This is a genomic window from Bradyrhizobium sp. UFLA05-125, from assembly GCF_059803515.1.
The window spans coordinates 22981-45203 of record NZ_JBANBJ010000033.1; the positions used below are offsets into that span (position 1 = coordinate 22981).

At 58.4% G+C, this 22223-nt stretch carries 25 protein-coding genes and 2 pseudogenes; 20 read left to right on the forward strand and 7 right to left on the reverse strand.

The window, feature by feature from the left end:
- Positions 1-70: 70 nt before the first annotated feature.
- The 4 genes and pseudogenes from SO156_RS25615 to SO156_RS25630 form a co-directional block, all read left to right on the forward strand.
- Positions 71-1046 (forward strand): annotated as a pseudogene (locus SO156_RS25615) (FAD-dependent monooxygenase); the annotation flags it as partial.
- A 66-nt stretch (positions 1047-1112) separates the two neighbouring features.
- Positions 1113-1643 carry a hypothetical protein gene (locus tag SO156_RS25620; RefSeq protein WP_498536721.1) on the forward strand — a complete coding sequence of 177 codons (531 nt, stop codon included), beginning with the start codon at positions 1113-1115 and terminating at the stop codon, positions 1641-1643.
- Positions 1616-2710, forward strand: coding sequence for an alpha/beta hydrolase (locus tag SO156_RS25625; RefSeq protein WP_498536670.1), 1095 nt, complete (start codon positions 1616-1618; stop codon positions 2708-2710). Before SO156_RS25620 ends, SO156_RS25625 begins: the two co-directional genes overlap by 28 nt.
- Positions 2711-2787: 77 nt before the next feature.
- Positions 2788-3948, forward strand: a complete 1161-nt coding sequence (locus tag SO156_RS25630) for a tyrosine-type recombinase/integrase (protein ID WP_498536671.1) — start codon at positions 2788-2790, stop codon at positions 3946-3948.
- Here the strand turns inward: SO156_RS25630 and SO156_RS25635 are convergent.
- The gene (locus SO156_RS25635; RefSeq protein WP_498536672.1) at positions 3912-4106 is read right to left on the reverse strand and encodes a hypothetical protein; all 195 of its coding nucleotides are present in this window, start codon (positions 4104-4106) and stop codon (positions 3912-3914) included. The two genes, SO156_RS25630 and SO156_RS25635, sit on opposite strands and share 37 nt — an antisense overlap.
- A 138-nt stretch (positions 4107-4244) precedes the next feature.
- Between SO156_RS25635 and SO156_RS25640 the strand changes: the two genes are divergently transcribed.
- Positions 4245-4706, forward strand: a complete 462-nt coding sequence (locus SO156_RS25640) for a hypothetical protein (RefSeq protein ID WP_498536673.1) — start codon at positions 4245-4247, stop codon at positions 4704-4706.
- 122 nt (positions 4707-4828) lie between these two features.
- Here the strand turns inward: SO156_RS25640 and SO156_RS25645 are convergent, their stop codons facing one another.
- Together SO156_RS25645 and SO156_RS25650 are read right to left on the reverse strand one after the other, a co-directional pair.
- Entirely contained in the window at positions 4829-5335 is a 507-nt protein-coding gene (locus SO156_RS25645) for a GNAT family N-acetyltransferase (RefSeq protein WP_498536674.1), read from the reverse strand.
- Positions 5332-5622: a type II toxin-antitoxin system TacA family antitoxin gene (locus SO156_RS25650; protein WP_498536675.1), complete on the reverse strand. Its 291-nt coding sequence runs from the start codon at positions 5620-5622 to the stop codon at positions 5332-5334. Before SO156_RS25650 ends, SO156_RS25645 begins: the two co-directional genes overlap by 4 nt.
- A 194-nt stretch (positions 5623-5816) precedes the next feature.
- Between SO156_RS25650 and SO156_RS25655 the strand changes: the two genes are divergently transcribed.
- Positions 5817-6974 carry a hypothetical protein gene (locus tag SO156_RS25655; protein ID WP_498536676.1) on the forward strand — a complete coding sequence of 386 codons (1158 nt, stop codon included), beginning with the start codon at positions 5817-5819 and terminating at the stop codon, positions 6972-6974.
- On the opposite strand, the gene SO156_RS25660 is transcribed toward SO156_RS25655, so the two are convergent.
- The 4 genes from SO156_RS25660 to SO156_RS25675 form a co-directional block, all read right to left on the reverse strand.
- Positions 6968-7123 carry a hypothetical protein gene (locus SO156_RS25660; protein WP_498536677.1) on the reverse strand — a complete coding sequence of 52 codons (156 nt, stop codon included), beginning with the start codon at positions 7121-7123 and terminating at the stop codon, positions 6968-6970. The two genes, SO156_RS25655 and SO156_RS25660, sit on opposite strands and share 7 nt — an antisense overlap.
- A gap of 86 nt (positions 7124-7209) precedes the next feature.
- Positions 7210-7722: a hypothetical protein gene (locus SO156_RS25665; RefSeq protein ID WP_498536678.1), complete on the reverse strand. Its 513-nt coding sequence runs from the start codon at positions 7720-7722 to the stop codon at positions 7210-7212.
- A complete protein-coding gene (locus SO156_RS25670) occupies positions 7722-8018 on the reverse strand; it encodes a helix-turn-helix domain-containing protein (RefSeq protein WP_498536679.1) in 297 nt (98 codons plus the stop codon). The genes SO156_RS25665 and SO156_RS25670 overlap by 1 nt, the downstream gene beginning before the upstream one ends.
- 13 nt (positions 8019-8031) lie before the next feature.
- Positions 8032-8379: a type II toxin-antitoxin system RelE/ParE family toxin gene (locus tag SO156_RS25675; RefSeq protein ID WP_498536680.1), complete on the reverse strand. Its 348-nt coding sequence runs from the start codon at positions 8377-8379 to the stop codon at positions 8032-8034.
- A 294-nt stretch (positions 8380-8673) separates the two neighbouring features.
- On the opposite strand from SO156_RS25675, the pseudogene SO156_RS25680 reads away from it, so the two are divergent.
- The 14 genes and pseudogenes from SO156_RS25680 to SO156_RS25745 form a co-directional block, all read left to right on the forward strand.
- Positions 8674-9981, forward strand: a pseudogene (locus tag SO156_RS25680) (IS701 family transposase); the annotation flags it as partial.
- Between the two features lie 706 nt (positions 9982-10687).
- Positions 10688-11332, forward strand: a complete 645-nt coding sequence (locus tag SO156_RS25685; RefSeq protein ID WP_498536681.1) for a type IV toxin-antitoxin system AbiEi family antitoxin domain-containing protein — start codon at positions 10688-10690, stop codon at positions 11330-11332.
- Positions 11333-11426: 94 nt separating this feature from the next.
- Positions 11427-11930, forward strand: a complete 504-nt coding sequence (locus SO156_RS25690; RefSeq protein ID WP_498536682.1) for a nucleotidyl transferase AbiEii/AbiGii toxin family protein — start codon at positions 11427-11429, stop codon at positions 11928-11930.
- Positions 11931-12122: a hypothetical protein gene (locus tag SO156_RS25695; protein ID WP_498536683.1), complete on the forward strand. Its 192-nt coding sequence runs from the start codon at positions 11931-11933 to the stop codon at positions 12120-12122. It abuts the gene before it with no gap.
- A 551-nt stretch (positions 12123-12673) separates the two neighbouring features.
- Positions 12674-12934: a helix-turn-helix domain-containing protein gene (locus SO156_RS25700; protein WP_498536684.1), complete on the forward strand. Its 261-nt coding sequence runs from the start codon at positions 12674-12676 to the stop codon at positions 12932-12934.
- 99 nt (positions 12935-13033) lie between these two features.
- Complete coding sequence (locus SO156_RS25705) at positions 13034-13594, forward strand: hypothetical protein (RefSeq protein WP_498536685.1); 561 nt, start codon at positions 13034-13036, stop codon at positions 13592-13594.
- A 315-nt stretch (positions 13595-13909) separates the two neighbouring features.
- The gene (locus tag SO156_RS25710; protein WP_498536686.1) at positions 13910-14083 is read left to right on the forward strand and encodes a hypothetical protein; all 174 of its coding nucleotides are present in this window, start codon (positions 13910-13912) and stop codon (positions 14081-14083) included.
- Between the two features lie 553 nt (positions 14084-14636).
- Positions 14637-14900, forward strand: coding sequence for a hypothetical protein (locus SO156_RS25715; protein ID WP_498536687.1), 264 nt, complete (start codon positions 14637-14639; stop codon positions 14898-14900).
- 7 nt (positions 14901-14907) lie between these two features.
- Positions 14908-15471 carry a hypothetical protein gene (locus tag SO156_RS25720; protein ID WP_498536688.1) on the forward strand — a complete coding sequence of 188 codons (564 nt, stop codon included), beginning with the start codon at positions 14908-14910 and terminating at the stop codon, positions 15469-15471.
- 1367 nt (positions 15472-16838) lie between these two features.
- Positions 16839-17945, forward strand: coding sequence for a dimethylsulfone monooxygenase SfnG (gene sfnG, locus SO156_RS25725; protein ID WP_498536689.1), 1107 nt, complete (start codon positions 16839-16841; stop codon positions 17943-17945).
- A gap of 120 nt (positions 17946-18065) precedes the next feature.
- Positions 18066-18887 carry an ABC transporter ATP-binding protein gene (locus SO156_RS25730; protein ID WP_498536722.1) on the forward strand — a complete coding sequence of 274 codons (822 nt, stop codon included), beginning with the start codon at positions 18066-18068 and terminating at the stop codon, positions 18885-18887.
- Positions 18887-19777 (forward strand): branched-chain amino acid ABC transporter permease, encoded by an 891-nt coding sequence (locus SO156_RS25735; protein ID WP_498536690.1) that lies wholly within the window; start codon positions 18887-18889, stop codon positions 19775-19777. Before SO156_RS25730 ends, SO156_RS25735 begins: the two co-directional genes overlap by 1 nt.
- 45 nt (positions 19778-19822) lie before the next feature.
- Positions 19823-20824: a branched-chain amino acid ABC transporter permease gene (locus tag SO156_RS25740; RefSeq protein WP_498536723.1), complete on the forward strand. Its 1002-nt coding sequence runs from the start codon at positions 19823-19825 to the stop codon at positions 20822-20824.
- Positions 20825-20851: 27 nt separating this feature from the next.
- Positions 20852-22183, forward strand: a complete 1332-nt coding sequence (locus SO156_RS25745) for an ABC transporter substrate-binding protein (protein ID WP_498536691.1) — start codon at positions 20852-20854, stop codon at positions 22181-22183.
- The last annotated feature ends 40 nt before the right edge of the window (positions 22184-22223 follow it).

Genomic DNA, 22223 nt, shown 5'->3' on the forward strand with positions numbered 1-22223 from the left:
TCATAAAAACAATCGATTGTACCCATGCCTCGCAGTATCACAAGCTGCAAAAAAAAATGGGAGGTCTTTCATGGCTCAGACCGACTTCGATGTGGCCGTTATCGGCTATGGACCGACGGGCCCGACCGCGGCATCGCTCCTGGGGCAGCTCGGCCACCGCGTCCTGGTCGTCGAGCGGTGGCCGTCTCTTTATGGTCTTCCGCGATTGACGCATATCGATGGAGAGACCGCGAGACTGCTCAGCTTCGCATGCGACATCGAGGAGGCGCTTAGGGATTCATCGCCGATCGAATCCTACATTTTCTATAATGCGAAAGGAAAGCGGCTGGTCGATGTCGCCGACATCCCCAGCCTGCCGATGGGATTTCCTGCGCATATCTCGATTCATCAGCCCGATATCGAGGCGGCGATCGACTGCAAGGTGCGCAGCTTGCCGAACGTCAAGGTTCGCCAGGGGGCGGAGCTCACCGGCTTGAAAATATCAGCCGGAGGTCGAACTCTCGCTAAAAGCAGGCGACGTCGCGGCAACCGTGCACGCGCGTTACGTCTTTGCGGCCGATGGCGCCAAGAGCTTCGTCAGGTCCGCGCTCGGGATTGAGCGTGACGACTCCGGCTTCAACGAGCGCTGGCTCAACATCGACGGGGAGCGCAAGCGGCCGCTTCCCGCAGGCTTCGAGGAAACCAAGCAGTATTGCGACCCGGCAAGAGGCCACATGTTCCTGCCGATCGGCACAAACCGTCAGCGGTTCGAATTTGCGCTGCTGCCGGACGAGGGCACTGACGAGATGGAACGGGCGGAGAGCGCGTGGAGAATCTTGAAAAAGTATCACGATGTCGGCCCGGACGACCTTCGGATCATCAGGCAGATCGTCTACACCTTCGAATGCCGGATGGCGCGAAGCTGGCGCAGCGGGCCGATATTTTTGGGAGGTGACGCCGCGCATACCATGCCGCCCTATCTCGGGCAGGGCGCTTGCTCCGGTATCAGGGACGCCGCGAATTTCGCCTGGAAGCTCGATCTTGTGCTCCGTAACGTTGCGTCACAGGAAATCCTTGAGAGCTACGAGCCCGAGCGCCGTCCGCATGTCGCCCACATCATGCGCACGGCGGTGATGTTGGGGAAAATCGCCAATACACATAGCCGCACGGTCGCGTTTGTCCGTGACCTGGCTTTCCGGTTCAACCTGGTCCCGCCGCCGCCGCCATTTCCTTCCCTTTCCGCCGGCATCATTCAGGATGACCGTCGCGGCGCCTGGGGAAAGGCGGTGGGCTCGGTACCGCCGCAGGGGCGGGTCAGGATCGGCGATCGAGTTGCAAGGCTCGACGACCACGTCGGTTACAGTTTCGCGCTGATTGCTGAACGCAATCCAGCGGCTATTCTTGGCCCATCGCGCACGGGCTTTCTTAGGAGCCTCGGCTGCCGCGCATTGACGCTCGCCGACGATGCCGGCGCCGGCGTCGAACGCTTGCTCGATATCGATGGAACCTATTCGTCTTACCTCGCCGAAAAGAACGCCGCCGCGATGGTGATCCGTCCGGACACCAATCTGTTTGGCTTCGCCGCCGGGCTGAAGGACGTCGCCGACCTTGTGGAAAATCTTCAACAGAAACTGTCGTGGCGCACGACGGCATTGGCGGCGTGAACATGGCCATATCCGAAGAACAGGCCAAAGAAATCGAGGCCCTGTGCCGGGCGATTCCACTCTCGCGAATGGTCGACTATGGCATGGCGCGCGAGAAAGCACAGCTCGCACATCAGCGGGTGCGCGAGGGGAGGCCCTGGGACCTCGTACTGGAAGAGATGGCCCACGAGGAGCAACGACTTGCTGAGGCAGCCGGTGATGTAGCGCTTGCCCGCGAAAGCTGGCACGCCGCTGCTGCGAGCCTGATCTTCGCTCAAATGGCCTTTAATGCGGATGGAGAGCGAAAGCGGGAGCTCTATCGCCGGATGACCGAGTGCTTCGCGCGCTTTGCTGCGCTGTCAAAATATCCGGCGACGAAGGTGGAGGTGTCATACCGGCACGGGACGCTGTTTGGATGGCATTTTCAAGCGGTTGAGGAGCGAACCCCTGCAAGCGTGATTGTGTTCGGGGGTATGAGCGGCTGGTCCACGGCCTACCGATCGATGGCCGAAGCGCTCTGTCTGCAAGGAATCGACGCTTTCCTGGTCGATGGTCCAGGGCAGGGCGAGAGCAGGCTGGAGGGAGGCATCCTCGCCGATGACGACGTCGCAAGCGGCTTGAGCCGCTTCGTCGATCTTGCCCTGATGTGCGCGCCTGGTCAGAGGATCGGGCTGTGGGGCAACAGCTATGGCGGGCTCCTCGCGGCATTAACCGCTATCCGCGACACCCGTGTGCGCGCCTGCTGCATCAATGGTGCTCCCCCTCGCACGGAGGTGCCGCCGTTCCGGACGGCGCAAGAGCAACTTGCCGCGATGTTCGGCTGCCACGATCCGGATTTGCTGGGCGAGAGCGTTTCCGCGCTTATCTTCGATGGCCGCCGTGTTCCGATCCCCTGTGCGACGCTGGTGCTTGAGGGCGGCGCCGATGCCCTGGTTAAGCCGGGATCTCAGAGTGCGTTTCTCGAAGGCAACATCGATCCGCGATCGTGCCTCAAGTCCTGGCCAGACGGCGAGCACACGATCTACAACCATTGGGACGAGCGAAACGCGTTGGTATCGGACTGGTTTAGCGGGGTGCTCAGATCGTAGCCGCAGCCTCCTGGATCGGGATGCACGCCGGGCCAAGCCAGTCGAGCGTCGGGTCCACGAACGGCTCGGCCAGTGATGTGACGAAAGCTCTGGTTCAGCTCGGCATATCGACGCCGGCTATCTTGCCGGCTTTGAAGGCGAGGCGTTTGTCACGTACCCGGATCCAGTCAGGGCAGGGCGGCAATTCGTCTCAGGCCTTGGCAGAGAGCAGCAGTGTTCCAAGAGGGTTCGATTCCAAAGCTCGTTTACAGCGCCTGGAGGCCCTCGTCGCGAAGGGGGTAGTTGACGACAGCGCCGCCCGCGCAGCTTTGTTCGGGGCTGAAAAGAAGCCGGCCTTCATGCTGTCCGAACTCTTTACCGAATACGAAGCCATGACCAAGGACGAGGTGAGGGATCTTTCACCCGATCAGCTCCGCATCTGGCGCAATGGTCGTTCGCGGGCCGTTGAGCGGTTTTTGAAAATCGCCAGGGACAAACCCGTCACTGAAATCACCGAAGAGGACGGCATCAACTACTGCGAATGGTGGCGTAGCCGCATCATCGCGGAAGAGGCTGAGCCTAAGACGGCCAACAAGGATATTGGCCAGCTAAGTCGCATGTTGAAGGAAATCAGCGTTCGGCGGCGGCTCAATCTGCCTGACATTTTCAAGGGGCTTCGGCTTAAGGTTGAGGTTGAGCGGCCGAGGGTGCCCTATGAAACGGAATTCGTCCAAAAGCGCTTGCTCGCGAAGAGTGCCCTGGATGGCTTGAACGAGGATGCTCGACTGGTTTTGTACGTGGTGGCCGACACGGGTCTGCGGCCTTCAGATGTCGTGAACTTGCAGGAAGACGCGATCGTTCTGAAGGGGCCAATACCTCACGTGAAAATTCTACCGGAAGGGCGTCGCCTGAAGACAGCCGACTCGCAGCGAGAGATACCGTTGGTCGACGCCGCACTTGCCGCCATGAAAAAGCGGCCGCAGGGTTTTCCGCGTTATCGCGACAAGTCTTCCAACCTTTCCGCGACGTTGAATAAGTATCTTCTGGCGAATGAGCTAAGACCGACCAAAGATCACACTGTTTATTCGCTTCGGCATAGCTTCAAGGATCGGTTGATTGCGACCGAAGCGCCGGACAGCCTCATCGACAGCCTCATGGGCCACAAGACCTACAAGCCGAAATATGGCAAAGGCCCGTCGCTCGAATTGAAGCTCAAGTATCTTCAGCGGATCGCCTTCAAAGCACCGGCAGCGCTATAAGCCATCAGCCGGCGGCGGGCACGCGCCCTGGTATCTTCCCTGTCCTTGAGTTCCTGAAGCTCAGCTTCGAACTTCTCGTACATGGGGAGCCAGAAGTCACCGTCCTCCTCAATGAAGTAGGCAAGCAGAACCAGCGCGCGCTCGATGCGTTCAGTCATGGGAATTTGAGATGTAGCGTCGCTTGGCATGCGCCAAGCTTAGGAGAGGATGACGCCAGAAATCTTTGCAATGTCTGGGAAGTCGCAGATAGTGCAAGACTTTCCTACTTATTGCATAGGCTTGGACGGAGACAGAGGGTGAATGAAACAATTGACCGCCACGCTCCACTTGGATTCTATAATCTCGCCGAAGACTTCTACAAGGGTGCATTGTTGTGCGGGACGGCTCGCGAGAAAAACGAGGTCCGATTTCGATTAAGTCACGTTTCGTACTACCTCCACACTCATTCGATAGAACTGGCCCTGAAAGCCTATCTGCGTACCCAGAGCATCAGCGAACCCGAACTCAAAAAGTCCTTCCGCCACGGATTCGTCGATCTTCTCGCAAAATGCGAGACACTAGGACTGAAGTTCCGTAAGCCGAAGCGGACACGACAGCTTATCGTTTTTGTTGATGAGCTGACCCGGGACCAGGCGTTTCGTTACTTCTATGGTTCGACCAAGGAGTTGCCGGAACTGCGAGAGATGCGTGAGGGAAACGAACGGATTCTTACCGCCGTTCGTCCGGCGTGTTTTAGATCGATCAATACCGCGAGATGATCGCTCCTAGCATCTGATCGATTTAAGGTGGGTTGACAGCAGGCCACGAGCGCAGCTCCGTTTGCCAGCATCCGAGCATGGCATGTCCGCACCTCGCTTCAGCGCAGATGGGGCAGTCCTCGTTACGGTTGTCCCGCTGCCAGACGAATATCCTTGATAATCATGAAGAGGTGACGCGGATCAGTTGGCGACGCCACGAATCCGAAATGCCGATAGAACGCGGCGGCCTCGTCGTCCTTCGCATGAACGGCAAGCGCGCGTATGCCGACAACATCGGCCACCTGCAGCGTTCGCCCCAGCGCATCGAGCAGCAGTCCAGATCCGATGCGGCGCCCTTGCATTGAAGTATGAACGGCGAGGCGCGCCAGGACCAGAAGCGGGATCGGATGGCGTGGCATCCCCTTCACGACCCGGTCTGGTGCGTTCGCGTGATGAACTTCCCCGGCTACAATGGTGTAGAAGCCAATGACCTCTTGGTCTGCTACGGCAACATAGGTCTGCGATGAGTTTGACTGTTGGGCTTGAAGGGCGTGCCTGATCAGAAAGCGATCGAGTTCAGGCTGGCCACAGGTGAAGGGTTCAACCGCGTGATTGCGATCCAGCTTTTCGATACGGAGCGAACCGGTCACGTTTCACTTTTGACATCGAAGACAGACGGTTCGCGAAAGAGACGTTCGAGGCGCGCATGCCGGCGGGGAGGCGCATCGAGCGCAGCAATAAACGCATCCCAGCTCTTGGCGCCAAGCGTGAAGACACGCCGATCAGCAAGCCGCTCCTCGGCAACGCTCAGTGCGGAATCGAGCACGAATTCGCTGACCGACCTGCGTTCGGCTGTAGCCGCCGCCTGCAAGGTCTGCTTTGCCGCTCGACTGAGCCGCAAATCGAGCTTTTCCGTTCGGGTTGCGCGCTGAACCATCTTTCACTCCTTAGCAACATCATACCATGTCCTGCCAGACAATGTCACGACAAATTAAGCGCATTGGAACTTTAGTTAAGTAACTGAAATAACGAGCATATATCGAATATTTGGGGATGAGTTGAACTGTAGCCGTTGAGAATGTTCGGTAATCGTTCTATGCTCATTCCGAACTATATGGGAGGCCTTCCCGGATGAGCAATCGCGACGAATTTTCGTCCAAGACCAAACAGGCCCTCGCAATTCGCGCCGGCTACGCCTGCTCATTTCGAGATTGTCAAAGGCCGACGTCCGGGCCGAGCGAAGAAGCTCCCGATGCCGTAAGCGTGACCGGAAAGGCTGCTCATATCCACGCCGCCGCGCCGGGCGGCCCGCGCTATCTGGCGTCTATGACCCCGGAGGAGCGCAGAATTTTTTCCAATGGCATTTGGCTGTGCAGTCACCATGCCGATCTGATCGATAACGACAAGATTACCTATTCGGCTGACGAGCTTCGCGCAATGAAGCGTGAGCACGAAGACAACTGCAAGAGGCAGCATCGTGAGGGCGTTCGGAGAGGTCAACCTGTCAACGAACTGATTGCAATCGGCCCTGACATTGTTTTCTGCGGCGAACTAATCGGTGCCGACCAGTCGGAGTGCAGCTTTCATCTACAGGATTTCGTCGATGGCGATCTTCACGCCCTGCTCACCTTCATAGCACGATATGACAGCACGCCGCCGATGGATCGATATGTTCTGGTGAGTGGTCTCGGCGATGGGCGCGTCATGAATGGAGCCCCAACCGTAAAGAAACGGCAAAGTGGCGGTTACGAGCTAACGTTTCCCGTGGCGCCTGACGCCGAGCGCATCTGCGCGGCGGACCTCCCGACCGACTTTGCGTTGTCAGAAAAGCACGATCTCTTTGTGACGGAGCGCGGCACCATTGCCGAGGTATCCGGCGTGGACGCGCTGCCGCAAAAAATCAAAATGTGCCTTTCGAGTCAAAAAGGCGAAAGTCCCTTTCACAAGGACTTCGGCACGCGCATTGCCGAGTACTTCCGTCTGTTCGCCGGCTCGCCTTGGTTTGAGCAGTTCCTGAAACTAGAGGTTATCCGACAGGCCGCGATCCCCTATATCGATCCACTCGACAGCCGGCAGTACACGCCTCTCTCCTGTGTCGAGCGGGTGTTCGGGATCGAGCTGCTTGCCGACGCGCCCACCAACAACTGGCTGCCCATTCGCGTGGATCTCGAAGTCAAAGGCCTCGGCCGATGGCAGCATCAATTGTCAATCTGCGTACCCAAGGAGGAAGTAAGGCGGCCGTCCTGGGATGAACTGATGGCTGGTCCCTTGCGTCAGGTTTCTCAATGAACGGTGCCCAGCAAATCGACACGAGTGAAAATCCGTCCTGGGTGCTTGAGCCACCAGACGCCGCCGAGATCACGCCACCAGTTGATACGCTTGCTCAAGAACTGCCCTTCGGCGAAATTAGCTGGCAGAATTTCGAGCGATTGTGCCATCGGCTGGCAAAATCAGATGGCGATGTCGAATTCCGACTCTACGGAACAGAGGGGCAGGAGCAAGGCGGCATTGACATCTATGTTCGTCAAACTTCGACGAAGGGCGGAAACTCAGCCCATAGATCACCATTCTTTTCTCGTCTCCGCTCCTCTTCGCGGATGTATTCCGGCCAGCGGCTTGGTCGCACGGGCAGTGCAGCTATTGCATATTGGACGTCGGCCTCCGTGAGCGAACAATTGTCGAGACGCTCGATGAAACTTTCATCGGTTATCCACTCGTCGATTTCGATACCGTGCGAGGCCAGGAGCACGAGCACGGCAGAGAGGCAAGCAGGTCCTATGCCGCCATAACCTGACGAGAAGCCAGATTTTATCGCGATCGGGTCTCCAACTTCATACGTCAAGAGCAAGCAATGGATACGCTCGAAGGTAACAATCCGAGCGCGAGCTATGGCGTGGGACTGTAGCAACCGCAATACGGCCGATTGGCAGGCTAATGAAGCGCCGGATATGCTGGTATTCGATTGCGGCAGGTTCTGAGTTAGATGCGTCAGATCGTCCGGTAGTCCAGCGTTCAATTTGGACTCACGCTGAGACATCACACTAATTCCAGCCGTACCTTGCGGCCGAGCATTTCCGCAGCGCGTTGCAGCGTTGACAGCGTCACGTTGCCATCTTCAGGGTCGAGCAGACGGCCGATCTGGCTGCGGCTTGTCCCCATGAGCTTGGCGAGTTTCGCTTGCGACAAATGCTTTGTCTCCATCGCCTGTTTGATCTGCCAGGCGAGGACTTCTTTGATCGCGACAGCTTGGAACGAGTCGCGGACGCCTTTCTCCTCGAGAAAGTCGTCGAGCGTCGACAGATCCTTCGTCGTCCGTGGTTCTTTCTTTCTCATGGCTCTCTCCCGCTCATTTAAATTCACGCATTCGCTTGCGCGCTAATTCCAATTCCGTATCCGGCGTTTTTTGCGTCTTCTTGACGAAGCCGTGCAGCGCCACCGGCCGTCCTTCGACGAAGCAAAAGAACACCCTCGCGATGCGGTTGCTCGACAGATTGCTCCGGACTTCCCACAATCCGTCACCCAAGGGGCGACACAGCGGCATTCCGACAGGCCATCGAAACTGCACGCGCATCAAATCTTGGCCGATGATATTGCGGTCGTCCGTGTCTAAATCCCGCAGCCAGTCGCGCACGACCTCGACACCGGCGCGCGTGCGGTAAAAGACCACGGGGACTTTTCTTGCGGCTTCTTTCATTTCGCCCCATATATGGTACATGTACCATATAATGACCGGTCAGTTCAAGGGGAATCAATTTTGTCAGATAGAACAATGCCTTAGTTCTGGCCTTAGCCTAATCTATTGCAAAGTTCCTTAGACCAAGGGTGCGTTGATGAGCGAGACAGATCGCCGGTTGAAAGATCAGTTGAATGCCAACCAGGTCAGACGCGAGCGGATGTGTCTCTAGTCTGACTGAGTCACAAAACCGCAGGCTTTGTCCGGCCGGAATCAGCGATGGTTGAAGCATGGACCATCAGCCGAGGAGGCTACATGAGCGGGCGTGGCACCAAGACCAGTGAGATGCGATTTGCGGCGTATTTGGAAGGGCTTGCCAGCGTCATCGGTCATGCTGATCGGAAGGCACCGCTGCGCGACTATTGCGTCGGCCTCATGGCCTGTGGCGGTCGCAAGAGCGTGGAGCCGATGGCGGCGGTGACGGCTCCGGAACGGACGGCCGCCCAGCATCAATCGCTGCTGCATTTCGTCGGCAGCGGCACCTGGTCGGATGAGAAGGTGCTGGGCAAGGTACGCGAGATGGTCCTGCCGGCGATTGAACGCCAGGGCCCGATCGAAGCTTGGATCATCGATGACACCGGCTTTCCCAAGCAGGGGCGACATTCGGTTGGAGTTGCACGGCAATATTGCGGGCAGCTCGGCAAGCAGGATAGTTGCCAGGTGGCGGTGTCACTGTCGATTGCCAACCACCACGCCAGCCTGCCTGTCGCCTATCGCCTATATCTTCCGAAGGAATGGACTGAGGATTGCGATCGGCGGCGCAAGGTGGGCATTCCTGCCGAAGTCGGCTTCCGGACCAAGCCGGAGATCGCGCTGGAGCAGTTGCAGTGGGCCTGTGCGACCGGCCTTCCGCGCGGTGTCGTGCTGATGGACGCGGGCTATGGCAACAACAGCGATCTGCGCACGGAGATCACGGCGCTGGGATTGACCTATGTGGCGGGTCTTCTGTCGAGCACAACGGTATGGGCGCCCGGCACCGGTCCCTTGCCGCCGAAGCCATGGTCGGGCCGCGGCCGTCCCCCGAAACTGATGCGCCGCAACCGTCAGCATCGGCCGGCCGCCGTCAAAACGCTCGCGATCGGCCTGCCGGCCAAAGCTTGGCGCACCATCACGTGGCGGCAAGGAACGAACGAAAAGCTGAGCTCGCGCTTTGCCCGCGTGCGGGTCCGTGCCGCGCACCGTGATTATTGGCAAACCACCCAGCGATTGGAGGAATGGTTGCTGATCGAATGGCCGAAAGGCGAGGACCAGCCTACCAAATACTGGCTCTCGACATTGCCGGAGGCTGTGGCATTCCGGACTCTCGTTGAGACGGCTAAATTGCGCTGGCGCATCGAACGCGACTATCAGGAACTCAAGCAGGAGGTCGGGCTTGGCCACTTCGAGGGACGCGGCTGGCGCGGCTTTCATCATCACGCAACGATGTGCATTGCAGCCTTTGGATTCCTGATCTCCGAGCGGGAGACGATTCCCCCCTCAGGCGCTCGGCGCGCCCGGCCGATCCCGCTCGCTCGCGTTCCCGCAGATTACAGACCCCGCGGTTCTGCCGCTACGGACCCAACGTCACATTCCAGATTCGATCACGACGATGCGACGGCGACTCGAACAAGGGCTCGTCCGAACGCTGTCGAGATGTCCTTTTTGTGCAATCAAGTTCGTCCATTCCGCAAGCAGGCTGTTGAAAAAGGCGCTCGCCGCCGACCGGCGACCATGAATGGTGCATTTCGCGCGCCAGGCTCTGCGCTTGGCGCCTGATACGCCGGTCTATCATTGGGGGGATATTGATGCTGGTTGGTTTGAGGATCGCCGCGTACCTCGAGGACGCGTTTGAAACGCGTATTCGATTGCATCAGATGAATGCGGAACTGGCCCTGGCGTTTGGATCACCGCTGCAGTCGAAGAATGGGCTTGAGAGGCTCTCAGTACGCTCTGGCGAAATCGGCCAACTTGCGCTGGCTCCGGAGCGAAGCCGCTAGGATGTTGGAGCAGGAAGAACTCGATCCCATAGTACCGACATTTGCGACGAACGCACCTGCGACGCAGGCGCGCAACTAGCCTCCGCGGGAGATCGGCATCGAACCGCTGGCCAGCCAGTCCGTTCTTGCGCCGCGTGGAGCGCTTCGGGTGGAATTGGAAGTGAGTGGGGCTCGATTCCGTAGGAATGCATACCTATCGATCGGTTTGTTGGCTGGGTTTACCTTTTGTTAGTAGGTATGATACGAAATGTAGGATATAAAGCCGTTATATCCGACAAATAAAATCAAAAGCCATGGCCAAGTCGATTTCGACACAACAGGACCGTGCCATCGAACTCCTCAAGGAGCGCGGCATCGCGCGCCCGTCTGAGTTTGCCAAGGCAGGCGTCACGGCGGCGACCATCGCCCGCATGAAGAAAAAGGGTCTCGTTTTCCAACTCGGGCGCGGCCTCTACCAACTGCCCGACACGCCTATCGACACGCACCATTCCCTTGCCGAAGCTGCCAAGCGCGTGCCCAAAGGGGTCGTCGCGCTGATCTCGGCGCTCGCTTTCCACGACCTGACAGACACTATTCCCTCGATGGTCTGGCTCGCCATCGGTCCCAAAGACCGGCAGCCCCTCTCGACCAATCTGCCCATGCAGTTCGTTCGCTTCAGCCAGGAGCGGCTTCAGGAGGGCGTGGAGACCCATACTGTCGAGGGGTGCCAGGTCAAGATCTTCAGCCCCGCCAAGACCGTCGTTGACCTTTTTCGCTACCGGCGAAGCGCCGGGACCCGCTATCGTCACAGCACCGGCCTCAATCTCGCGCTGGAAGGCCTGCGGGAGGCCCTGCGAACGCGCAAGGCCACCCCTTCGGAGATTGCGGATTTCGCGCGCAAAGCCGGGGTTTGGAAGGCCATGCAACCTTATATGGACGCTATGACCGCCAATGGCTAGCCCACCCAAGAATGTTGCCGCCTCTGTCCGCGCGCGATTGCTCACGCTCTCCAAGGAGCGCAATCAGCCCTTTGAGCTTCTCCTCACCCGCTAGTTGCTGGAGCGGCTCCTTTACCGCCTCGGATCGACAGACTATCGCAACCGCTTCGTTCTCAAGGGCGCGATGCTGCTCGCGACCTGGGTCGATAACCAGTTCCGGCCGACGCGCGACCTCGACCTTCTCGGCTCGGGCAATCCGAACCCCGACGCGCTCCTGGCGATATTCAAGGAGATCGCCGCCGTCGACGCCGACGACGGCGTCGCCTTCGATCCGGCAAGCTTCACTGTCGACCGCATCCGCGACGAAAACGAATGCGGCGGCGTCCGGATTAAGGGCAATGCCACGGTCGACAACGCCCGCGTTCGCGTCGTGATCGATATCGCATTCGGCGACGCCATTGAGCCAGGCGTGCAGGAAACCGACCTCCCGGTGCTGTTGGATTTTCCAGCGCCCAAGCTGCGCTTCTATCCGCGCGAGACCGTCGTCGCCGAAAAATTCCAGGCGATGGTCGCGCTCGGCCTTGCCAACACACGCCTGAAAGACTTCTACGACATCTAAGTGTTGATCCGGTCCTACAAGTTTGAGGGCGACACCCTGGCCCGTGCCATCAAGGCGACGTTCGCACGCCGCAAGACCGAGATTCCGACCGCACTGCCGGACGCGTTCACCGCGGCCTTCACCGAGGACGGCGGCAAGAAGGATCAGTGGGCGGCGTTCACTAAGCAGGTCGCGGTCGACCCGGGCCGCTGATGGATGTGACAAAGACGCTCGCGGAGTTCCTGATGCCGCGCGCAAAGGAAGCTCGCACCCTGAAAGACGGGGCAACGAAGACTTAGCTGGGCGCTTGCCACCACGCGACGGCCGAATGGCGAGGTGGCGGTTGATTGGCAGAACCGACCCGTCAGGCCACCGGTCTGGCAGACGGATGGCTGCTATAGTCACTTCTAAATCAACGAGCGTGAAATGGCTGAACGACACGGGAACGCAGCCACCTCTTGAAGACTTCTACGCCTAGGGCGGCGAGCTTTCTTTCCACACAGGGGGTGCCTTCGCATTGCCTGTGCAGCGCTTGTTGTAGAGTGCTACCTAAGCCTCCTGTACCTCGTGCAACCTTTCGACAGTCGCAAACACAAGACCGTCATCTATAGCCTCGGCATTACCGTGCACGAACTCATTGCGCCGCCGCTGCATTTCCATCAGGTGCGCGTAAACACTGCCGTAGCCTGACGCAGCCAAATCGTCTTGCGCTCCTGCGGGCACTACACGATTTTCTCGAGGCCATCTCGCAGCCGGGCGAAACCTTGGTCCTCAAAGCGGAGTATGAGGTCTCCCCCGATACGGCAGCCGAGATGCTGGGTATCTCTCGTCCTATCGTGTACAAGCGCATGGACGCGGGGAAACTGCCGTTCCGGCAGGTAGGCACCCATCGACGAATCCGGGTCGCAGATGTCGCGCGCCTCAAGCAGTATGAGGAGCAGCGCCAGAAGGCTGCGGCGGAAATAGCGGCCGATACCGAGGAGCTCGAGGCAAACTATGTCGAGCCGGGTAACCGCACTCCTTGATGCCAATGTCCTATACTCGAACGCACTTCGCAATCTCCTGCTTCAGCTTGCGTTAAATGACGCATTCGAGGCCCGTTGGACGGGTCTCATCGAAGACGAGTGGCTCCGCAATCTCGAGGATCGGACGAGGGATCGTGTTTTCAGCGAACTCTGCCGCTCATTCGCAAGCACTTCCAGGATGCGATCATTCGCGATTTCGACGCCAACCAAGCTATCGCAAATACGGATCCTAAAGACTGGCATGTGGCTAGTGCCGCCGTCGCGGTAGCGCCATGCGTGCTGATCACAAATAACCTCGATGACTTCGATGCAAGCGAGCTCGCGCGACTCGGCATTCGAGTGTTGTCGCCCGACGAGTTTCTGGTTGGTTTGTTCGACGGGGCGCCGGACTTTATCGAAGCCGCAACGCGAGAGGCGGCGTCATTGCGGATCGTCGATAAATGCACCGATGTCCTTGCTGAGGCGATGGTCCGACTAAGCAGCTGGCGCCAGTTGCTTAAGAATCGCCTCGAGACGTGGGTTTGCCTCGCCAGTCGCAGCCTTCACTGCTCGATAGGTCTTCACAAGGTCCGACTGGGAAACTCCGTGTATCGCGGCAAATTTCAAAATAAGCTCGGGTCGAACGTCCGTAAAGAACGTCGCTACATGGACATGCCATGACCGGGAGCCTTGACGCAAGGTGCTTTGCGAGTCGAGTCGCCGATATGACTTTCTTGTAAGGCGCATTGGTCGTGCTTAGAACCAATTCGTCCACCTCTCAGTCAGGAATCGATTGTCGCACCGAATGGCCCATTTCTTTGGACGCTTTTATGTTGAGCACGTCTTCGAGCTTGCATCGGCGATGCTTACCCTCGTAGCGGAAGGGAAGCTCTCCGGCCTGCATCTTACGGACCACCACGGGGACGAAATGCCCAAAATCTTACCCGCGTCCGCTGGCGAGAGCTCTCTGTCGATCGCAAATATGGCAACTCCAGAATGCTTCAAGGTCAGCTCAGTAAGCTGGCGCAGCACTTTGAGCATCACGCCGTCGGCCTTCAGATCAGCGGATTGCTTGCGAGCAAATTTGCCAAGCTGCCGCGCTACGGCCTCGGCGTCTCGTCGAGCCGCCTGGCCAATCCTTTCGACCTTTCGTTTGTGCAGGCGTCATAGCAAGCTTCCATTCGCTCAACTGAAATAACTGAATAATAGTTCCGATTTTCAACCTGTACTCGATCTTTTGATCGGCGCCTGACCGTCGATACAAGCTGTTGTCATATCGAAGTAATAACGGGTGAAAGGGGCTCCGTTGAGCCGGCTCGGCGGGTCAGCGATGAGCTGTTGTCAGCGTCCGGCGGTCGTGGCCAGGCACGGTGATCTCTTAACGCGTGCACAGGGCGAGCCCGAAACGCGCTCGCATGAAGGCGGAGACCACGCGAGGGACTCGCTGCCGATCCCGAAATTACGGACCCGTTTCCCTGCGATCGGCGGCGCGGCGAGCGGCCTAGGGAACGGGTAATCGTGGAAAACCGGCGCGCTCCGCGTCGGCAGCACTACGTGACAAAATAGCGCGCAGCAGTCGAGAACGAAGTCTGAGCATGCCAAATGATCGCGCGAAACTGAGCCCAAGGCCTATCGAGCAGAAAGACGGCGCGTGGCGTTCAACTATGCTCATTATCGCCATGGTTGTATGATATAGACTTGCACCGCTTAGCCGGGAACCAGAATGATGAAGAGTGTTCGCAATGCCGCCATGGTAGGAGCGTTCGTGGCAGTCGTCGCCGCACAAATCACTTGGGAGTTTGTAAATACCTATCTCGCCTGCACGCTTGCGCTTGTCGCATCATTCGGTGCCGGCTTTTGCGTCGAGCGCGTTTTCATCAAACGGGCTCATCGCAAGATGACTTCTTCACGGCGCGGATTGGGGTGCTTAGACGGCGGTTCTACTGGCGTCGCTGCTGATCCGATGGGGCCGCCACAGCGAAGGTAAACGAACGATGGTTGATGGTATCGGCGCGAGGTCGATCAAGGTCGAGATTCTCGACCCAGACGTGCTCGATTGCCCGGTTTGTTGTGGCCGTCCATTTCTCGTCCAGGACAACACCGGCACCTGGTGCCTTCTCTGCGAGGCGTGCCAGACGTACGGAATCATAATCGCGACCAAACCGTGTGGCTCGCCACATAAAGCGATAGAAATCTGGAACCGTGACAGTTCGACACCAGCGACAGATTCAGAACTCGCCGAAAAGGCCAAGCTGCGCGACATCTTCGGGTCGGGACCTTGTCTAGAACTGAATCCCGAAGCGCAACGCGAGCCGTCAATGGACTTCTTTTGTGAGCTGAGAAAAGGGTCGCCTCTTCATAACGTTCGAAACAACAGTACCGAGTCGTTCAGCATTATGCCCATCGACAAGAGCGTGGATGCAGCAGGCCGATTTCAACGTGTCGCGCTATTTGCGATCGCATACGCTAATGACGAATACAGGGTAATGCCCCACAAGGATACAAGGTTCGGTGTAAGAATGTACGACGTGGTCGTGATCCAGAGAGTTTCATCCTAAGGCCGCCACTCGTGGAACAGATAGCCAGAGTGAAGCATGCCTAGGAATGGGTCTCGGCGATGGAGCAAGGAAGAGGACAAACGCCTGCTCGAACTCGCCTCAAAAAACGAGGTACCGAAACGGATTTCCATCCTTCTCGAGAGAAGCGAAATCGCTGTCGCTCGGCGGCTCAAGCAGTTACGGCCGAAGCTCCCGAAATCCTAGCCACCTTCCCGAATTGATGTGGCAAAGCCCGGGCTCGAAGCCCGCGCTCAATAGCGTTAACCAGAGAATCTCCAAGCCTCGGGGGCAAGCCACAGTCAGAGGAGCAAACTGCCTGCCCGATGGCCCTGTTCTGCTTGCATCCAGCGGACGCCCAAGATGTCGAGGGCACGGAGCAGCAGTCGCAACTCGGCATGCGGGCGACCACTGGTGCCGATGCGTTTAGCTAGCGTCGAGGGTGCTTCCGTCGGTCGTGGAGAAGAGCGCCGAGGCTGGGGAAATAAAGGGAACTTTTTTTGAGACCGCATGAGCCAAAATTTAGCGGAACGCATCGTATTAGGTGCAAAAGACGCGGATGTCTTGGACTCATTCTAGCGATTGAAGCGACAAAAACGATTGCCCTCAGTGGAATCAAATCCGATGCGTGACGTCGCTGTGAGCGGCATCCGGTCCATCGCTCGGTACCTCATGAATGACCATGTGGATATTGTCCGAAGTCCCGCCTTCGTGATGGCTTTTTGCGACGCAAGCCTCCGAATTCTTTGCCTCCGAACTGCAGGTTCATCGTAGCGGGTAAGTGCGTTGCCTCGATAGCGGCATGTCGAGGAATTTAGAGGAACTTATGGGACGATAAGAAAGACTGGGCCTGACTGTTGAAAAACAGCCGAAGGCCTTTCAACGAATAAGACACACGTCGGCTGACGATCGTGAGCTTTGCGACAAGTTTGTACGCATTCATTCAGTGGGTGTCCTCGTTCGCGCAATAGAAATCGCGTCTGATGAAAAATTACAAAAATTGATTACCGTAAGTGCAGGAAAAATAGTTCGTCTTCGACTCGCGCCGTCGCAAGTTCTTTGAGACGATGATCATGCAACGGTGCCAGCCAAGGACGCTCATGATGCGCAACAACAACGTCGACGGGGTGAGTGATTTGACCAAGCCCACGGCTTGTCGATGCTTTTGTGCGAACGTGCGTTGGTGCAGCTGAAATCCACACGCTCGGATCGTGTCCGAGACGACTGCAGCGCTTCTGACTCAATAGCTTAAACGACGACTACGAACAGCGCGTGCCGCGCCCGTCTCGACGGGCGGGACAGCACGATGCTGCCTGCCTGAGATCGTCGCTCTTCTTCACGCAAAGCTTAATTCTTGAGGGACAAACAGGATGACTGTGAGCAACAATCCGATCAAATTCGCTTACTGGGTGCCGAACGTATCCGGTGGCCTCGTGATTTCTTCGATCGAGCAGCGCACCAGCTGGGATATCGATTACAATCGCAAACTTGCCCAGATCGCCGAGAAGTCTGGTTTCGATTATGCCTTGAGCCAGATCCGATTCACGGCAGGTTATGGTGCCGACAAGCAGCACGAGTCCGTCAGCTTCTCTCACGCGCTCCTTGCCGCGACTGAAAAACTCAAGGTGATTGCCGCTCTCCTTCCCGGGCCTTGGAATCCGGCGCTAGCCGCAAAGCAGATTGCGACGATCAACCAGCTTACCAATGCACGTGTCGCGGTCAACATCGTCTCGGGCTGGTTCCGCGGCGAATTCCATGCAATCGGCGAGCCTTGGCTGGACCATGACGAGCGTTACCGCCGCTCGGAGGAATTCATCAACGCGCTGCGCGGGATCTGGACCGAGGAGAATTTCACCCTCAAGGGCGACTTCTATCGATTCAACGACTATTCGCTCAAGCCAAAGCCGCTCGATCCGCTGCCAGAGATCTTTCAAGGCGGCTCCTCGCGGGCAGCCCGCGACATGGCTGCCCGTGTGTCCGACTGGTATTTCACCAATGGCAATACGCCGGAGGGCCTTAAGGCCCAGGTCGAGGACATCAGGACCAAGGAAAAGGCTTTCGGCAAGAGCTGGCGTACCAAGATTGGCATCAATGCCTTCGGTATCGTCCGGCAAACAGAAGACGAAGCTAGGGGCGTCTTGCAGGAGATCATCGATAAGGCGATCCCAGATGCGGTTCGTGGTTTCCACCACGAGGTCCAGAATGCCGGCAATGCCAGCCCCGAGCGCGAGGGCAATTGGGCCAAATCCACCTTCCAGGACCTCGTTCAATACAATGATGGCTTCCGGTCAAATTTGATCGGAACCCCGCAACAGGTCGCCGAACGCATTATCGAACTCAAGGGCGCTGGTGCCGATCTTATCTTGCTCGGTTTCCTCCATTTCCAAGAAGAGGTCGAATATTTCGGCAAGCATGTGATCCCGCTCGTTCGAAAACTCGAGGCGAGCGCGCCCGTGCAGGCGCAGGCTGCCGAATAATCGAGTTCGTTGGGGGAGGGGCAAGTGGCGGGGATTGCGACAGGAGGGGCTGCGCTTTGTCTGGAGGACGGTTCTTCCGACGAACATGTCGCTCACGCGAGGCAAGAGCGCGGCAACGCGATTCTGAGCCACGGCGAGCCTGTTGCGCTCGCACGTCCGGTTCTCGGACTTACAAACATCTCGCTGAGCTTCGGCGGTCTTGCGGCACTGCGCGATGTTGATTTACAGGTCGCGCGGGGTGAAATCCGGGCGATCATTGGGCCGAACGGCGCCGGCAAGAGCTCGCTGCTCAATGTCGTCAGCGGACTCTACCGGCCTGGTCAAGGCGAAGTATGGTTCGGCGAGCATTCGTTCCGTGATGTGCCAACGTCGAAGCTCGCCGCCCATGGCGTGGCGCGGACATTTCAAAATCTCGCGCTGTTCAAGGCACTTTCGGTCTTCGACAATGTGCTCATGGGACTCGCGCACCGGGTGCGGCCCGGCTTTCTGCGGCAGATCGTCGGCTCGCCGCTGGCGCGGCGCACCGAGGCGGAGAGCCGTTCGGCGGCAAAGGAGATCATCGGCTTTCTGCACCTTGACCACGTTCAGGACAGTATTGCCGGAACGCTGCCTTATGGTGTGCAGAAGCGCGTCGAGCTTGCGCGGGCGCTGGTGGGCCGGCCAAGGCTCCTGCTCCTGGACGAGCCATTCGCCGGTATGACCCTGACCGAAAAGCAGGAGTTGTCGCACCACGTGCGCAACGCCCGCGACAACTTCGCCGCCACGGTTGTTCTGATCGAGCATGACGTCGGCCTCGTGATGGGGCTGTCCGATCGCGTGGCCGTGCTCGACCACGGGCGGAAGATAGCCGACGGCACGCCTGAGGAGGTCCGAGCTGATCCTGCCGTGATCGATGCCTATCTCGGCGTCGACCACGAAAATCATGCGGAGCTTGCAATTTGATGTTCGACTATCAGTTCTTCATTGAGGTGCTGATTGGAGGCCTCCTGTCAGGGGTGATGTACTCCCTGGTCGCGATCGGTTTTGTGCTGATCTACAAGACCTCCGGCGTACTTAACTTCGCCCAAGGCGCGATGCTGCTTTTCGCTGCGCTGACCTTTGTCAGTCTGGTTGAGCGCGGTACGTCGTTTCCCGCGGCGCTCGTGGCAACGCTGGCCATCATGATCGCACTGGGCATCGCCGTCGAGCGCATGGTGCTGCGGCCGCTGGTCAACCAGCCCCCGATCACATTGTTCATGGCGACGCTCGGGCTCTCCTATGTGATCGAAGGCGCCGCACAGCTCCTATGGGGCACGCAAGTCCATGGGCTCGACATCGGGATCAATGACACCCCATTCGAAGTCGCCGGCGTGCTGATCAGCGGGTTCGATCTGTTCGCGGCCGCGGTTGCGGGCAGCCTGGTTTTGGTGTTTGCGCTGTTCTTCCGCTACACCCGCACCGGACTGTCGTTCCGTGCAGTCGCCGACGATCAGTTTGCAGCGCTTGCAATCGGCCTGCGGCTGCCGCGTGTTTGGGCCGCAGTTTGGACAGTAGCCGGCATCGTCGCCCTGGTCGGTGGGCTATTGTGGGGCGCGCGCCTCGGCGTGCAGTTCTCGCTTTCGCTCGTCGTGTTGAAGGCGCTGCCGGTGCTGGTGCTCGGCGGTTTCGATTCCATCCTAGGCGCGATCGTCGGCGGGCTTCTGATTGGAGCAGTCGAGAAATTGGCTGAAGTCTATGTCGGGCCCTTCATTGGAGGCGGCATCGAGACTTGGGTCGCCTATGTCGTGGCACTTGCGCTGCTCTTGATCCGGCCATCTGGCCTGTTCGGACAGAAGTTGGTGGAGAGGGCATAGGCAGTGGCGATTCCCTTCAGCAAATCGGGCCGTCCGTCGGCCGAGATCCTGTGGGCCGGGATTGTCGTCGCGCTCGCCTACGGCGTTGTTCCGTTCGCCGGATCGGATTATCTGCTCGATGCGGTGCTGACGCCGTTCCTGGCCCTGGCGCTCGCTGCCGTGGGGCTCAATGTGCTCACCGGATACACTGGACAGGTCTCGCTCGGCTCGGCCGCCTTTCTCGCGGTCGGCGCGTATGCGGCCTACAACCTTCATCTTCGCATCCCGAGCTTGCCGCTGCTGATTGATCTGGTGCTGGCAGGCGGCATCGCTGCTGCCGTTGGGATCGTGTTCGGATTGCCCAGCCTACGGTTGCGGGGGTTCTATCTTGCGGTATCGACTCTCGCCGCACAATTCTTCGTACAATGGGCGCTCACCAAATTCGGCTGGTTCTCTAACGACAATCCGTCCGGTGTGATCGATGCACCCGTTCTGAGCGTTGCGGGCATTTCGTTCACGAACGCTGCCGAGCGCTATGTTTTTTCTCTAACAATCGTGGTCATCTCGACCTTGCTAACACTGCGATTGCTACGATCCCAGTCGGGCCGCAACTTCATCGCAGTGCGCGACCATGAGATCGCGGCTAAAGTGATCGGCGTGCCGCTGCTTCGAACCAAGTTGCTCGCCTTCGGTATCTCGTCGTTCCTCATCGGCGTTGCCGGCGTTCTCTGGGCCTTTGCGTATTTGCGCACTGTCGAGCCGGCCGGCTTCAATCTCGATCGCTCATTTCAGATCCTGTTTATGATCATCATCGGTGGTCTCGGCTCGCTGCGCGGCTCCTTCATCGGAGCGGCCTTCATCGTCGTCTTCCCGCTTCTGCTGTCACGCCTCGGCGCAGCCCTGCTTGGTAGCGTGTTTGATTCCGGCGTTCTGGAGATGAGCCAACGTATCGTGATCGGTGCGCTCATCATTGTATTTGTCATCGCCGAACCACGCGGTCTGATCGCCTTGTGGGACCGCACCTGGTCTACCCTTCGGTCTGCACGGCGCACGGCAGCGCCGACTTGATCTCTTGACAACTCAAAGGACCTTGCAATGAGCATGCTGAGACGCTTGAAAATGACGCTGGGGGCGCTACTCGCCACCGGCCTTGCCAGTACGCTGGTGGCACACGCCGACGAACAGTTCTTTCCATTGCAAAGCTATCGCGTCGGTCCTTATGCCGCCGGGGGCACCGGCTTTTTTGGCGGATTCATCGATTACCTCAATCTCATCAACATCCGTGATGGTGGCGTCAACGGCGTAAAATTGACCTGGGATGAAGGCGAGACCCAGTACGAGGTCGAGCGCGGCGTAGAGGTCTATGAGCGGTTGAAGAACCGTCCCGGCATCGCTGCCTGGAATCCGCTGTCGGTCGGGATCGCCTATGCCATGATCGACCGCATCACAAAGGATAGAGTGCCGCTGATCACCATCAACCATGGTCGTACCGATTCGACCGATGGCCGGGTGTTTCCTTACGTCTTTCCGCTGCTGCTCAATCCCTACAGCGAGACCTCCGGAATCGTAAACTACATTGCCTCGAGAGAAGGGGGCCCGGACAAGCTAAAGGGCAAGAGGATCGTCGTGCTCTATCATGGCTCGCCCTACGGCAAGGAGACGATCCCGATCTATAAGCTGCTCGCGGACAAATACGGCTTTGGCCTTGAGCAGATCGAGGTCCCGCATCCGGGCAATGAGCAGCAATCGCAGTGGCTATCGATCCGCCGGGCAAAGCCGGACTATGTGGTCCTGCGCGGCTGGGGCGTGATGAATCCAGTGGCCTTGAAGAGCGCACAAAAGGTCGGCTTCCCAGCGGACCACATCATCGGCAATGTCTGGTCCAATTCCGAGGAAGACGTCATTCCGGCGGGAGAGGCGGCCAAGGGCTATATCGCGATTACGACCCAGGCGTCCGGCGCCGAATATCCGGTGCTGCAGGAGGTGATCAAGACCGTCTACGGCGCTAACAAGGGCAATCTCGACGACAAGAAGCGGATCGGTAGCGTCTATCACAATCTTGGGATTGTAAACGGTATCCTCAATGTCGAAGCGGTCCGGATCGCGCAGGCTAAGTTCGGCAAGCGCACCCTGACGGGCGACGAGGTTCGCTGGGGCTTTGAGCACCTCCAGCTCGATCCGGCGCGGGTCGAGGCGCTGGGCGCAAAAGGGCTATTCCACTCGATCAACGTCACTTGGGACAATCACGAGGGCGACGGCCGTGTCACGTTTCAGCAATGGGACGGGAGCAAGTGGAAGGTCGTCTCGGATTGGATCGCGCCTGATTGGGCGTTCCTCCGGCCGATCATCGAGACGTCGTCGACGGCCTATGCCAAGGAGCATGGCATCAAGACCCGTATCTCCGGCGATGATCCGGTGAGCCAGTAATGCAAGAGTTGCGCGGTATCTTTCGGAAAGCGTCAGCTCC

What these genes read in the sequence shown, in the direction of transcription:
- SO156_RS25650 (WP_498536675.1), bottom strand. Translation starts at nt 5,622, where the DNA reads ATGGTTCAGCGCGCAACCCGAACGGAAAAGCTCGATTTGCGGCTCAGT.
- sfnG (WP_498536689.1), top strand. Translation starts at nt 16,839, where the DNA reads ATGACTGTGAGCAACAATCCGATCAAATTCGCTTACTGGGTGCCGAAC.
- SO156_RS25685 (WP_498536681.1), top strand. Translation starts at nt 10,688, where the DNA reads ATGGCCAAGTCGATTTCGACACAACAGGACCGTGCCATCGAACTCCTC.
- SO156_RS25745 (WP_498536691.1), top strand. Translation starts at nt 20,852, where the DNA reads ATGAGCATGCTGAGACGCTTGAAAATGACGCTGGGGGCGCTACTCGCC.
- SO156_RS25665 (WP_498536678.1), bottom strand. Translation starts at nt 7,722, where the DNA reads ATGTCTCAGCGTGAGTCCAAATTGAACGCTGGACTACCGGACGATCTG.
- SO156_RS25670 (WP_498536679.1), bottom strand. Translation starts at nt 8,018, where the DNA reads ATGAGAAAGAAAGAACCACGGACGACGAAGGATCTGTCGACGCTCGAC.
- SO156_RS25655 (WP_498536676.1), top strand. Translation starts at nt 5,817, where the DNA reads ATGAGCAATCGCGACGAATTTTCGTCCAAGACCAAACAGGCCCTCGCA.
- SO156_RS25720 (WP_498536688.1), top strand. Translation starts at nt 14,908, where the DNA reads ATGGTTGATGGTATCGGCGCGAGGTCGATCAAGGTCGAGATTCTCGAC.
- SO156_RS25660 (WP_498536677.1), bottom strand. Translation starts at nt 7,123, where the DNA reads ATGGCACAATCGCTCGAAATTCTGCCAGCTAATTTCGCCGAAGGGCAG.
- SO156_RS25715 (WP_498536687.1), top strand. Translation starts at nt 14,637, where the DNA reads ATGATGAAGAGTGTTCGCAATGCCGCCATGGTAGGAGCGTTCGTGGCA.
- SO156_RS25735 (WP_498536690.1), top strand. Translation starts at nt 18,887, where the DNA reads ATGTTCGACTATCAGTTCTTCATTGAGGTGCTGATTGGAGGCCTCCTG.
- SO156_RS25710 (WP_498536686.1), top strand. Translation starts at nt 13,910, where the DNA reads ATGCTTCAAGGTCAGCTCAGTAAGCTGGCGCAGCACTTTGAGCATCAC.
- SO156_RS25635 (WP_498536672.1), bottom strand. Translation starts at nt 4,106, where the DNA reads ATGACTGAACGCATCGAGCGCGCGCTGGTTCTGCTTGCCTACTTCATT.
- SO156_RS25675 (WP_498536680.1), bottom strand. Translation starts at nt 8,379, where the DNA reads ATGAAAGAAGCCGCAAGAAAAGTCCCCGTGGTCTTTTACCGCACGCGC.
- SO156_RS25620 (WP_498536721.1), top strand. Translation starts at nt 1,113, where the DNA reads ATGTTGGGGAAAATCGCCAATACACATAGCCGCACGGTCGCGTTTGTC.